We start from the raw sequence: 11,823 nt of genomic DNA, 5'->3' as shown, positions 1-11,823 counted from the left end.
TGCGACACCGAGAGCATCACCGGTCACGGCGGTCGCCGCAACCACCTGTGGCCGTTCCGTTGCGCCTGGCACGATCCCGTGTCAGTCGAGGCTCTGGGCCTCCTTGCGCGTCGGCTGTGCGGGGACCCTCGCCGTGAGCGGTACGACGGGGTGCGGGGTGGCGCGGGTGGTGCCTTCGAAGCGGCTGGGGAAGGGGTACTTGCGGTCCAGGAAGGCGCGGATGGCGGCGTGGGCGGCCGCTCTGGCCTCGGGGGCGGTGTCCACGTCGTTGAGGCAGAAGAAGTCGACGTCCTCGCCGGCCGCGAGACGGGCCAGACGCCGGCGCATGTCCGGGGTGCCCAGCTGGACGTAGCGGAAGCGGTAGTCGGCGGGGACGGCCCGGCCGGTGGCGATGGCCCAGTGGTGGTGGAGCGTGGAGGTCGGGGCGACGTCGGAGGTGGCGCGGAAGCGGGAGTACGCGGTCCGCTCCAGCTCCGCCACGCCGAGGCCCTCCATCTCCCGCATGACGGACAGGAGTTGGGGGTGCGGGGTGTGCAGGGACTTGTGCGTGGCGTGTCTGCCGTGGAAGCGCATGATCACCTCGCGGGCGTTCTTGCCGGCGGAGTTCGGGGCCGGTTCGAGCGGGTGCGGGGCGCCGACGCCGAGCTTCAGCGGGGACAGCGGGATGCGGGCTATGCCGTTGCCGTGGAAGAAGTGCTCGGCGTGTACCGGGCGGTTGATGAAGACGTCGTCGTTGAAGTACAGGTAGTGCTCGGACAGGCCCGGGATGTGGTGCAGGCGGCTCTCTATGGCGTGCGAGTTGAAGACGGGGAGCGCGTCGGCCGGGAGGATGTCCCGGTGGTCGATCACCGTCAGGCCCTCGGCGTCGGGGTCCAGCCAGTCGGGGAGCTGGGAGTCGGTCACCAGGTAGACGTGCCGGACGAAGCCGGCGTACATCTCCAGCGAGCGCAGCGCGTACCGCAGTTCGTCGTGGCTGGTGTAGCGGGAGGCGCCGGTCTCGCGGGCGGCGATGACGCTGCCGGAGAGCTCCTGGTACGCCCGTCGTTTGACGGCCATCGCCGGGTCGTCGCCGTCGACCCAGGTGTACACGGCGTCGACGGGGAAGCGGACGTCGTCGATGCCCGGCTCGGCGAACGGGGCGAAGGTGGGCACGCCGCGGTGGCGGCCCGCCAGGGTGACCGGCTGCCGTGCCGCGGCCGGGAGCACCTCGGAGACGGGGTTGCGGCGCGGGGCGACAAGCGCCTGGGCGAAGACGTCGGGCAGTCGCCTGCCGGGCACGGTGAGCCAGGACGGGTCGGCGCCGGACGCGCCGCCCAGGTCGCGGCCGTAGCGCCAGAACTCGATGTCGCAGCCGGTGTCGAGGCCGGTGAGCACCTGCCCCGCGGGGCCGAGGCGGACCACTCCGGTACGCAGGACCGCGGCCCGCTTCAGCGCCCGCGGCAGCTTCCCGTCGGCCCACAGGACCGCGTTCGTCACGGCTCCGTCGCGGCCGACGGCGGCGACGTATCCGACGGTGCCGGCGAAGCGCCGGCCGGCCCGGGACAGCACGGTGTCGCGGTGCGTCTCCTCGACGCCGACGATCCGCCGCGGCGCGCCGGGGCCGTGGTCGTCGGGGACCAGGAAGTACGGCACACCGAGCCCCTCCAGCAGGGTGCACACGCGCTCCAGGTCGGCCTCGACGGCGTCGTCCGCGGTGTAACAGGCGACCGTACGGCCGTACAGCCGGGCCGGTCCGAAGGTGATCCCGCGCAGTCCGGGGACGGCGGCCCGAAGGCGTCGTCGGGACCGGGTCGCGCGCAGCGCCCAGAGTCTGGCCGACAGCCAGGTTCCGAGGCGTACCAGAAGGTCGCGGGCCGCTCTCGTGCCCCTGAGCCCCGCGAAGCGGTGACGGATGTCCATGCCCCCCGGCCCCCGTCAGTCCTGCTTCTCGGACTTCTCGAAGGGGCTCGCGAAGGGGAAGTAGTCCTCCAGGAACTCGTGCATCCGCACGCCGACCCGTTCCCGTTCCTCGGGCTGCACATCGACGTCGTTGAGGCAGAAGAAGTCGAAGCGGCGGCTGCGGCGCAGGTCGGTCAGGCGGGCCTCGGCGTCCGGGCGGCTGATGTTGACGTACCGGAAGCTGTACTTGCCGGGCACTCCGCGGCCGGTCATCAGCGCGTACTGGTAGAGCAGCGGGGCGGTCATGGCGACGTCCTGCGGGGAGCGGAAGCGGGACGCGGTGGTGCGGGCGATGTCCTCGGGGAAGAGTTCCTCGAGGTCGCGCAGGGTCTCGGCGCGCTGGGGCAGCGGGGTGTGCATGAAGTTGTTCGTGGTCATCCGGCCGAACTTCGCCAGCAGCAGCCGGCGGACGTTCTTGCTCGCGGAGTTGGTGGCGGTCTCCTCGGCGTGCGGTTTGCCGACGCCTATCTTGAGCGGGGAGACCGGGATCTTCATCAGGCCGCTGCCGTGGAAGAAGTGCTCGGCGGTGACGCGGCGGCCGACGAACACGTCGTCGTTGAAGTACAGGTAGTGCTCGGACAGGCCCGGGATGTGGTGCAGCCGGGTCTCGATCGCGTGGGAGTTGAAGACCGGCAGGACGTCCGGCGGGAAGATGTCGCGGTGGTCGACGACGGTGATCCCCTCGGCGCTGTCGTCGAGCCAGTGCGGCTTCTGGCCGTCGGTGACGACGTAGATGTGCCGGACGAAGTCGGCGTACATCGCGAGTGAGCGCAGGGAGTACTTCAGCTCGTCGTGGCTGGTGTAGCGGGAGGCGCTGGTCTCCTTGTCGAGGATCTCGGCGATCCCGCGCTCCTGGTACCCGGCCCGCTTGGCCCGCATCGCCGGCTCCTCGCCGTCCACCCAGGTGTAGACGACGTCGACGGGGAAGGTCACGTCGTGCACGGTGGGCAGGGTGAGCGGGGTGAACGTCGGCAGCTCGCGCGCGCCGACGCGCACCGTGGCCGGGGTCTGCTCGGGCGCCGGCAGGACGTCGGTGACGCCGTTGTTCCGGGGTGCGACGAGGGACTCGGCGAAGATGTCCTCGGAGGCCTGCGGCTGCACCTTGGCCAGGCGCCGGAGCCCGTCCTCGGAGGCGAGGAGCTGCGCCCCGTCCTCCCAGAACTCCACGTCGCAGGCGAGTTCCGGGCCGGCGAGCAGCTGGCCCGCGGGTCCGAGGTGGTTCTCGCCGACGCGCAGGACGGGGGCGGTACGCAGCCGGGCGGGCAGGACGCCGTCGAGGAACAGCGCCGGGTGCTTGAGCTTTCCGCCGGGCAGCGGTCTGCCGATGAACACCGCCTGTCCCGCGTACCGCGTCTCCAGGGCGGTGAGGACACGGTCCCGGTCGACGGCGTTCACGCCGACGGTGTGGCGGGTGCGCGAGGCCGGCACCAGGAAGTACGGGATGCCTGCGGCCTCCAGCGCGGCGACGACCAGGCCGAGGTTGGCGGCGGCCGCCTCGGCGGCGCTGAACCGGGCCACGACCCTGCCGTAGAGCCGCTGGCCCCGCACCGCCACCGGGCGGAGCACCGGGTCGGTGCCCGCGGCTCTGCGACGGCGTCGCAGGGTACGCAGCTGCCACACCTTCTCGGATGCCTTCTGCTCCACACGCGGACGCATCCGCCGGGCAAAGGAACGCACGGTCACGTTCTGAGCTCCTCTTCACGCACCCCAACACAACTCTGCGATAGCCAGACAGACGCGTGCGACGGAAGGTTGTAGAAGAGTTCTCCGAGATTTAACGTACGGCGGGCCGTTCCCGCACGCCTCCTTCAGTTGAGCGTGGTATTGGGGGCGGGGCTCAGCAATACGGTGGCTGGTTGGTCAGGGAGGCCGCCACCCGCATCCACACGCCGAACTGCCGGTAGAGAGCGGGCAGGGCACCGTGGGCCCGGACGGTCCGCGAGTCCGTCGCGGTCACGCCGGGGATTCCCAGCAGGGTGGAGGCCACCGAGGCCGACTGCCAGCGGACGGCGAGGGTGGACCCGGCCGAGGGCGTCGCGAGCGGCGTCCGCCGCGCGGTGAGGGCGGCGGCGACCGCCTCCTCGATCGCCGTGCGCGCCTCTTCGGCCGGGCGCAGATCCGCCGCGAACCGGCCCTTCGCGTGCTTCACGGCCACGGCGGTGACGGAGGCGTCCCAGTCCGCCATCTCCGCACAGGCACGGTCGTCACCGGTGAGGACGGCCACCGGGACCCCGATGGCCGCCGCGGTGGCCTGGGCCAGGCCGATCTCGCCCACGGGCCGGCCGTCCAGCCAGATGTCCTCGATCTCGTGCCCCATGAAGCTGTGGCTCAGCACCCCGAGTTCACCGGCCCGGGAGTGGTACCCGACGCAGAGCACGGCCTCGTGCCCGGCGTCGAGCCCTTCGAGCATGCCCATGTGCTTCGGCTTCCCGCGGATGAGGCGGGCCGCCGGGTGCAGCGCCTCCGGGAGGATGTTGCGCATGGGGCCGTGCGCGTCGTTGACGGTGATGTCCGTGGCACCGGCCGCGACGGCGCCACGGACGGCGGCGTTGACGTCCTGAGCCATCATCAGCCGTCCACGCTCGTAGTCCCGGCCGCCGGGCTGGACGTCGTCGGCGTCGACGAGCCCTGTGACGCCCTCCATGTCCGCGCTGATGTAGATCCGCACTGTGCGCTCTCCTCAAAGCTTGATCGCTCAGGAGACGGCCCCGGGTGCGGTTCCGGTTCCGTCAGCGCTCCCGTACGTTCCGTCCGGCGCCGCGGGCCGCCCGGCCCAGGGACTGGAGGGCGGGGCCTCGGGCCGGGACGTCACCACACAGCACGAACAGCACGCCCCAAGCGCGCCCAGTCATGCGTTCGGTGCCGCCGTCAGATGATTGCAGTGCGGACACGGAAATGACTCCTTGGATGGAGAAAAAGGGGAGGACGGAATTAGGGCCACCGATTTCGGTCACCGGCTCGAAACACACGCAGGTGCAATGAGCCGGAGGCGGTTCCCACTTGTAACCAGGCATCTTCCGGCAGGCTCAAGAACTATGGAAGAAGGCACTTTGAAGTCACCGACTCACTCCCGCGGGTACCGAGGACGACTACGACGCGCTTCAGTGGGACACCCGGCAAGGCTGTGAGGTACGGCAGATCCTCGACCGCGTGGCGGACAAGTGGTCCCTGCTCGTCATCGCGTTGCTGGAGCGCCGCCACCTGCGTTTCTCCGAGCTGCGCCGGCAGATCGACGGCGTCAGCCAGCGCATGCTGACCGTCACCCTGCGCCAGCTGGAACGCGATGGCCTGGTCAAACGCACGGTGCACCCGGTGGTTCCGCCGCGCGTGGACTACGAGTTGACGCCGCTCGGGGCGACGCTGCACGACACGATCCGCAGCCTGGTGATCTGGACCGAGGAGCACCAGACCGAGATCGCCGTGGCCCGGACCGAGTACGACCGCCGGATGGCGGACCAGGTGGAAGCGTCCTGACCGCGGGATTCCCGCCGGATATCCGGCGTATTCCCGGAGAATGATGCACGAATGACCGGCCGATTACCCGGCGATTACCCGTCGATTACCGCACGATGGATGCCACTGGCTAGCTTCCGGGCGAATGCCCGTGTCCGCGACGGGCACATCCCGTTCGGAGGAATGCGTGACCATACGTCAGGGGCCGGCCACAGTGCTGGAGGCCGTGTCCGCGGTGGCTCCCGTGATCCGGGAGCACGGCGCGGAGGCGGAGGAGCGAGGACAGGTTCCGCGGGCGACGCTCAGGCTGCTGGACCGGGCGGGCGTGTTCCGCATGGCGGTGCCCGGTCGGTTCGGCGGGCTGGACCTGTCCCTCGCCGAACAGGCGGACGTGGTGGGCGAGATCGCCCGGGTCTGCCCGTCCACGGGCTGGAACGCGACGGGGTTGCTCACGGGTGCGCTCATGGCCGGGCTGTAACGCGAAGTGGCGCAAGTGATGCGGGTCGGGGAGAGGATCGGAGGCTCACCGCGATGATGGACTACACGACGCTGCTGGAGCTCTGGCAGTCCTTCGGGGCCCCGGCGAACATCTACGAGGTCGACTCGGGCCTCGAACCGCTGGACAACATCGTGGAGTTGGCCCAGCGAGCCGGGATGTCCGAGGCCGGTCCCTCGGCCTGGACCGAGTTCGGCCCGCTGCTGGAGATCGAACAGCAGCCGTACGTCTGTACCGTCTTCCAGCCCTCCCGCGCCCTCCGGCTCGTGGACACCGAACGCTGGCAGACGGACGACGGCTCGGCACACATGGAGGTGACCGACTCGGAGGCGATCTTCGCCGCCGTGCAGGAAGCCGGATTCCTGGGACTGTTCGGTGAGGACCAGTTCGCGCCCTTGCGGGTGACCCGGCTGAACGTGGCCACCGCCGAACTCGATCAACCGCCTGGGGACCAGCGGGTCATCGATGTCGGCGTGGTCCTCACCCGGCAGCTCGACGGGCTGGGCTTCCTCGGCCAGGGCGGCAACATCGTGATGTACCTCGATCAGCAGTTGAGCCCGACCGGCTTCGAACGAACGGCCCGCCGTATCTCCGGTGTGCGTGAGGCCGTGAGTGGCTGGCGCGGCCTGGACGAGGTGCTGGGCGAGCTAGTGGTCCCTCGCCTGACGCCCTGTTCCCGGACTCCACCGACCACGAGGAAGAGAATCCGGTACTCGGTTCCTCAGATCGCCGCCGAGGCATCGCTCGTCGTGCTCCCCTTCCGGAGGGACCCCTCGCGGGCTGCCGGACGCGGGAAGCGGATCACCGGGTGCCTGGCGTCCGTGGTGACCTCTACCGGCAGGGGATTACACACCTACGACCAGGGCTGAGGACCTAATACGGACTTCCGCAAAACCCGTTGGCGGAACCACGGCAGCCACTGCTACGTTTCCGGAGGCCGTGCAGGAGAGCGAGGAGGTGGTACCCGTGAACGTATCGACATGGGTGCTCCCCTCCGGGGTCGCGGTCGGGCGATAGGTCGTCCGGGAGCGCCGTTCCATGGCATTCCCGAAAGGCACGACCATGCGATTCACTTCTGAACAGCATCTCGACGGCGCCGTCCTCGAGCGTGAGTTCACCCTCGGCGAGATCCCCGGCATGCTGTGGACGCCGGGATCCGCATCCGCATCCGCACCGGCGCCGCTGATCCTGCTCAGCCCTCCTCCCCTCGGGCTGCGCAAGACGTACCCCCGACTGGTGGCCCGAGCCCGGCATTCCGCGGCGTACGGCTTCGCCACGGCCGCCATCGAGCTCCCCGGCCGGGGCGACCGGCCCCGCTGGCCCGCCGCCGAGCAGGCCCTCGCCGACCTGCGGCAGGCTGTGGAGGCCGGCGAGCCGGTCAGCGACGAGATCATCGACGCCCTCATCCTCCCCCTGGTCGACAAGGCCGTCCCGGAATGGCAGGCCGCCCTGGACGCCCTTCTGTCGCTGCCCGAGATCGGCGGCCCGGTCGGGTACTCGGGTGGAGTGATCTCCATCGGGACCCGGCTGGCGGTGGTCGAGCCGCGTATCTCGGCCGCTGTCCTGTTCGCCGGGAGTTTCGTCCCTCGCGCCATGTTCGAGGAGGCCCGCCAGGTCACCATCCCGCTGCACGTCCTGCTGCAGTGGGACGACGAAGGCAACGACCGGCAGGCCGCCCTGGACCTCTTCGACGCCTTCGCCTCCAAGGAGAAGACACTGCACGCCAATATGGGCGGGCACACCGGCGTCCCGCAGTTCGCGGGGGACGCCGCGGCACAGTTCTTCACCCGACACCTGAAGTGACTCCCGGCCGCCAGGCCACCAGGCCACCAGGCCACCAGCGGACAGTAGCCGCGTTCGGCCAGGATGCTGCGCATCCAGGGAGAGGCCCGCCCAGGCCCTCTTCGGCTCGCTACATCACGGGCCCCTGCCAGACTCTTGGCGGGGGCCCGTGCCGCCCAAAGCTGCGGTGGCACGCCTGCCTGCCGAGGGCCGGGGGATCGTGCCTTGCGGGGAGTCAGGGAGTCAGGGAGTCAGGTGGTTGTTGACCAGGACGTCGATCCGCCCGAACCGCTCGCTCACCTCCTGGACCACTGCGGCGACCGAGACGTCGTCGGCCACGTCGAGGTCGAGGAACGTCACACCGTCGAGCTGGGTGACGCGGGAGCCGTCTCGGCTTGTACCGACCAACCACGTCGAACCCCGCTGCGACCAGTGCGAGCGTGGCTTCCTTCCCAATGCCGGAGGAGGCACCGGTCACGAGCGCCACCGGCCGGTCTGTCGTCACCATGACTGCTACCACGGCACCACCACCGCGATGATCGCGAGGCGGGTCGGCGTCACGCAGCCGTATCCCTTCCGCCTCTTCCCGGACAAGAAGACGATCTTCGTCGCCGCTCTGGAGCGGAGCATGGAAGACACCCGCCTGGCCTTCGAGGCGGCGGCCGACGGGACGGAAGGCGACGAGCGGGCTCTTCAGGCAATGACGAACGCGTACGCGCAGCTGATTTCGACGCGCCCCGAAACGCTCCTGATGCAGATGCAGGGATACGTCACGGTGGCGGCCGCCGAGGCGCGGGGCGACGACCTGATCGGCGAGGCCGTCCGGGCCGGCTGGATGAGGATCCGGGACACCGTGCACCGGTTGCTGGGCGCCGATGCCGACAAGACCGCACGCTTCCTCGCTTGCGGCATGCTCGGCAACTCTCTTGCGGCTATGGGCTTCCCCTGAACGCCGGGCGACAGGGAGGCGTTCGGGAGGGGCGATGCGTCAGCGCACGCCCGCCGCGTCGAGCAGGGTGATCACCGTGGGCGCGATGAGCCCCGTGAGCTGGTCCGCTCCGATGCCCGCGCGGGCGCTGCCACCGTCGAAGACCAGGCTGAGCTGCCGGGCCAGCAGACCGGGGTCGCTCGCACCGCCCTGCTCGGCCTCGGCACGGAAGAAGGCGGTCAGGTTCTCCTTGACCCCATGGGCGACCCGGCTCGCGGGGTGGCTCTGGTCCTTGAGCTCGATCTGCGCGGCCAGGAAGGGGCAGCCGTAGAACTCGGGCGCGCCCGACTCCGATTCCACCTGCTCGAAGACATGCAGAATCCGTTCCCGGGGTGACCGGTCGTCGTCCGCCGCGGGCAGCAGTGTCGCCACGTAGGCGGAAGTACGCCGCTCCAGACTCGCCGCGAGCAGTTCGTCCTTGCTCTCGAACAGCTGGTACATGGAGCGCTTCGACACTCCCGCCGCCTTGCACAGCGCCTCGACGCCGATGCCGACGCCGTCTCGGTAGGTGAGCGTGGCCGCCGCTTCCAGCAGCCGCTCCCTTGGACTTTGTTTCACTTCGGTGGTCATACCGCGAGGTTAACCCAAAGAGAAAGAAAAGAAAACCGATCGGTTTCCAAAGATCGGTTTCCAAGGTTCGCACCACTCCGAGTAATGGCCCGTCCCGGGTGATGCGGGAGTTTCGCTATGCCGGGGCCGCCGTCTTCTCGGGCTTCTCGGCCGTCGTCTCCACCGGGATGCGGTGCAGCCCCTTGCGGTCGTACCACCCCAGGACGCCGAAGCCGAACAGTGCGGCCGCCACGAGGCCGGCCGCCATCATGACCCAGCCTCGGGTCAGACCTGCGTCGCCCTGGGCGTCGTAGTAGAGGATCGAGCGGATACCACCGGTGATCTGCCGCAGCGGCTCGAACTCGGCAAGGAAGCGGTAGAAGCCGGGCAGGGCCTCGATGGGGGTGGTGGCTCCGGCCGTCGGCACCGCCATCCCGATGAAGACCAGCGTGACCACCAGCATTCCGGGCGTGCCGAGGACCGCGAGGAGGGTGAGCGCGCCGATCCCGGCGACCGCGATGGCGCACACCGAGTACAGCCACAGCAGCGGCAGGTGAGAGGCGTCCATGCCCATGATGCCGACCGCGCCCGCCATGACCAGGGTGCCCATCAGCAGGGACAGTCCGGCCATGAGGGTGCTGCTGATGGCGAGGGTCTGCACCCGGGTCGCCCGGATCAGCGGGCGGTGCAGGCGCAGTGGGCCCATGTCGTTGTGGGTGTAGCCGAGGGCGTGGTCGACCTGGCCGCTGATGACGTTGGCGGAGAGCATGCCGACGACCACGAGGGTGAGCGCGTAGTAGAACGCCGTCAGCCCCAGGCCGCTGTGCGAGTCGAGCGGATGGCCGTCCTCGACCGCGATGGCGGCCGGGTCGGCGAGCAGGACGCGTGCCGCGGCGGGCAGCTTCGCCGGCTGGGCGCCGGTCTGCGCGGTCAGTTCCTTGCCCACCTGGAGCGAGGCGCTCTCAGCCGCCTGCGTCGTCGCCGTGCGGGCCAGGCCGGAGCCCACGCTGCCGGCCGACTGGTTGGTGAGCACCGTCAGCGTCGGGCGGGCCAGGGTCCCGCTGGTCGTGGTGCCGGTCAGCGCGGAGACAGACGAGGTGAAGCCGGCGGGGACGACGAGCGCGCCGAACAGCTCGCCCTCGCCGAGTTCCTCCTTCACTTCCTTCTCGTCCATCACCTTCCAGTCGATCTTGTCCCCGCTCACGATCGACTTCTCGATCGACTCGGTGATCCGAGCGCCCAGGTTGACCTGCCTGCCGCCGACGGTGGCTCCCTTGTCGGCGTTGACCAGGCCGACGGGCAGCTTGGTCATGTGACCGGCCGGATCGATGTTGGCGCCGACGTAGAACACGGCGAACAGGAGCGCGAGTATGCCCGTGATGACACCGTTGGCAATCCACAGAGGCTTGGCGCGCAGGACACGGAAGGGGTGAATGCCACTCATGACGTAGTACGTGTCTCTCGGTCGGTGGACGCGGCGCGTTTCGCCGGGGGATGCCAGCCGCCGGTGACTTCCTTGACGGGCTTGTGGGGGAAGCGGCGCCGGGCGTACTCCTGCGCCTGCGAGCCCGGCAAAACGTACAGCGTTTCCTTCTTGTCCTGAAGCGGTCGCAGCACGGTGTCCATGAACGACTTGCGGTCGTCCAGGTACGGGCCGAGGACGTCCTCGCCGGCCGGGCAGACGGCAAGGCAGTAGCCGGACTTGTAGCCGGGGGGCGAGCTCAGGCTCTGCCACATGGAGGCGCTCTCGGAGTCGGTGACCCGGGAGCGGTAGTCGGCTGCGTCCTCGCTGTCGGCCACGGTCTGCGCCCAGTCGGTGAACCCGCTCATGAACTCCCGGTAGTTGTGCGTGGTGCAGGCCAGCGCGTCGAAGGCGCCGTCCTTGGCGATGGCGCCGACCGGGCAGGCGGCGACGCACAACTTGCAGTCGATACAAGGGTTGTAGTCCAGCGACTGCCCGCACTCGCTCACCTCCGCGTCCACGAGGACGGTCACAAGCAGGATGAAGCTGCCGAACTTCGGGTGGATGACGTTGCGGTGCAGACCCATCACGCCGAGCCCGGCGGCCACCGCGACCGTCTTGTGCGCCACCACCCAGATCCGCTCGCTCGGGAAGCGGTCCATCTCCTGGGGGAAGCCGACCGAGGGATTGAGCGCGCGGTAACCGGCGTCCTGGAGCGCCTGGGTGACGCTGCGGGCGGCGTGGTTGGCCTGTTCGTCGGTCTGGTGGAACTCCTGGTTGGCCACACTCCGGGCCGGGGAACGGCAGTTGTCGCGGTTCATCCGGACCGCCATCGCGATCAGGGTGCGGGTGCCGGGCAGCGCGGACTCCGCGTGCTCGCGCTCGCCGGCCAGGTCGGGGTGGTCCAGGCTCACCGCGGCCGCGTCGTCCGCGCCGGCCGCCAGACACAGCTCACGCAGCCAGGCCGCGTCGATCACCGCCGGCGGGCTGACCGCGCCACCGGCCCTGCGACGGTCGAGTACGGCCTGTACCGACGGGTGGGCGGCCAGCTTCGCCGGGAGCCTGGGCGGCGGGGGCGCCGGGGGCGCCGGGGGCGTCGGGGGCGTCGGGGGCGTCGGTTGCCCCTCGGCGTCGCGTGCGGCAGTCATCCGTGCT

12 protein-coding genes and 1 pseudogene are annotated in these 11,823 nt (G+C 70.1%); 5 read left to right on the top strand and 8 right to left on the bottom strand.

The features are described from left to right. Positions 1-81: 81 nt before the first annotated feature. The 4 genes from AQJ67_RS16500 to AQJ67_RS47660 all read right to left on the bottom strand — a co-directional run bounded on the left by AQJ67_RS16500 (position 82) and on the right by AQJ67_RS47660 (position 4,829). Complete coding sequence (locus AQJ67_RS16500) at positions 82-1,899, bottom strand: stealth conserved region 3 domain-containing protein (protein ID WP_062719523.1); 1,818 nt, start codon at positions 1,897-1,899, stop codon at positions 82-84. A 15-nt stretch (positions 1,900-1,914) separates the two neighbouring features. Continuing rightward, positions 1,915-3,621, bottom strand: coding sequence for a stealth family protein (locus AQJ67_RS16495; protein WP_062719522.1), 1,707 nt, complete (start codon positions 3,619-3,621; stop codon positions 1,915-1,917). Between the two features lie 154 nt (positions 3,622-3,775). Next, positions 3,776-4,606, bottom strand: a complete 831-nt coding sequence (locus AQJ67_RS16490; RefSeq protein ID WP_062719521.1) for a M55 family metallopeptidase — start codon at positions 4,604-4,606, stop codon at positions 3,776-3,778. A 61-nt stretch (positions 4,607-4,667) separates the two neighbouring features. Further along, positions 4,668-4,829, bottom strand: a complete 162-nt coding sequence (locus AQJ67_RS47660) for a hypothetical protein (RefSeq protein ID WP_159058773.1) — start codon at positions 4,827-4,829, stop codon at positions 4,668-4,670. A 144-nt stretch (positions 4,830-4,973) separates the two neighbouring features. Between AQJ67_RS47660 and AQJ67_RS16485 the strand changes: the two are divergent. The 4 genes and pseudogenes from AQJ67_RS16485 (at position 4,974) to AQJ67_RS16470 (ending at position 7,690) form a co-directional block, all read left to right on the top strand. After that, positions 4,974-5,412 (top strand): annotated as a pseudogene (locus tag AQJ67_RS16485) (winged helix-turn-helix transcriptional regulator). A 166-nt stretch (positions 5,413-5,578) separates the two neighbouring features. Next, positions 5,579-5,869 carry an acyl-CoA dehydrogenase family protein gene (locus AQJ67_RS16480; RefSeq protein WP_244190475.1) on the top strand — a complete coding sequence of 97 codons (291 nt, stop codon included), beginning with the start codon at positions 5,579-5,581 and terminating at the stop codon, positions 5,867-5,869. A gap of 53 nt (positions 5,870-5,922) precedes the next feature. Next, positions 5,923-6,756: a hypothetical protein gene (locus AQJ67_RS16475; RefSeq protein ID WP_062719518.1), complete on the top strand. Its 834-nt coding sequence runs from the start codon at positions 5,923-5,925 to the stop codon at positions 6,754-6,756. Between the two features lie 193 nt (positions 6,757-6,949). Beyond that, entirely contained in the window at positions 6,950-7,690 is a 741-nt protein-coding gene (locus AQJ67_RS16470; protein WP_062719517.1) for a dienelactone hydrolase family protein, read from the top strand. Between the two features lie 222 nt (positions 7,691-7,912). Here AQJ67_RS16470 and AQJ67_RS49320 read toward each other — a convergent pair whose 3' ends face one another. Then, positions 7,913-8,029 (bottom strand): SDR family oxidoreductase, encoded by a 117-nt coding sequence (locus AQJ67_RS49320; RefSeq protein WP_244190474.1) that lies wholly within the window; start codon positions 8,027-8,029, stop codon positions 7,913-7,915. A 13-nt stretch (positions 8,030-8,042) separates the two neighbouring features. Between AQJ67_RS49320 and AQJ67_RS16465 the strand changes: the two genes are divergently transcribed. Further along, positions 8,043-8,618: a TetR/AcrR family transcriptional regulator gene (locus AQJ67_RS16465; RefSeq protein WP_244190473.1), complete on the top strand. Its 576-nt coding sequence runs from the start codon at positions 8,043-8,045 to the stop codon at positions 8,616-8,618. 39 nt (positions 8,619-8,657) lie between these two features. Here AQJ67_RS16465 and AQJ67_RS16460 read toward each other — a convergent pair whose 3' ends face one another. From AQJ67_RS16460 to AQJ67_RS16450, 3 genes are all read right to left on the bottom strand, one after another. Further along, positions 8,658-9,227, bottom strand: a complete 570-nt coding sequence (locus AQJ67_RS16460) for a TetR/AcrR family transcriptional regulator (RefSeq protein ID WP_062719516.1) — start codon at positions 9,225-9,227, stop codon at positions 8,658-8,660. Positions 9,228-9,342: 115 nt separating this feature from the next. Then, on the bottom strand, positions 9,343-10,650 hold the full coding sequence (locus AQJ67_RS16455; RefSeq protein ID WP_062719515.1) for a DUF3533 domain-containing protein: 1,308 nt from the start codon (positions 10,648-10,650) through the stop codon (positions 9,343-9,345). Further along, a complete protein-coding gene (locus tag AQJ67_RS16450) occupies positions 10,647-11,816 on the bottom strand; it encodes a 4Fe-4S binding protein (protein ID WP_208614981.1) in 1,170 nt (389 codons plus the stop codon). The genes AQJ67_RS16455 and AQJ67_RS16450 overlap by 4 nt, the downstream gene beginning before the upstream one ends. Positions 11,817-11,823: the final 7 nt, after the last annotated feature.

It is taken from the genome of Streptomyces caeruleatus (assembly GCF_001514235.1).
Classification (GTDB): Bacteria; Actinomycetota; Actinomycetes; order Streptomycetales; family Streptomycetaceae; genus Streptomyces; species Streptomyces caeruleatus.
This window is presented reverse-complemented; position numbering and strand designations above follow the sequence as displayed.

Bases quoted from the DNA above. Each gene is read 5' to 3' on its own strand.
- AQJ67_RS16500 (WP_062719523.1), bottom strand. From the start codon at position 1,899: ATGGACATCCGTCACCGCTTCGCGGGGCTCAGGGGCACGAGAGCGGCC.
- AQJ67_RS16475 (WP_062719518.1), top strand. From the start codon at position 5,923: ATGATGGACTACACGACGCTGCTGGAGCTCTGGCAGTCCTTCGGGGCC.
- AQJ67_RS16470 (WP_062719517.1), top strand. From the start codon at position 6,950: ATGCGATTCACTTCTGAACAGCATCTCGACGGCGCCGTCCTCGAGCGT.
- AQJ67_RS16460 (WP_062719516.1), bottom strand. From the start codon at position 9,227: ATGACCACCGAAGTGAAACAAAGTCCAAGGGAGCGGCTGCTGGAAGCG.
- AQJ67_RS16455 (WP_062719515.1), bottom strand. From the start codon at position 10,650: ATGAGTGGCATTCACCCCTTCCGTGTCCTGCGCGCCAAGCCTCTGTGG.
- AQJ67_RS16450 (WP_208614981.1), bottom strand. From the start codon at position 11,816: ATGACTGCCGCACGCGACGCCGAGGGGCAACCGACGCCCCCGACGCCC.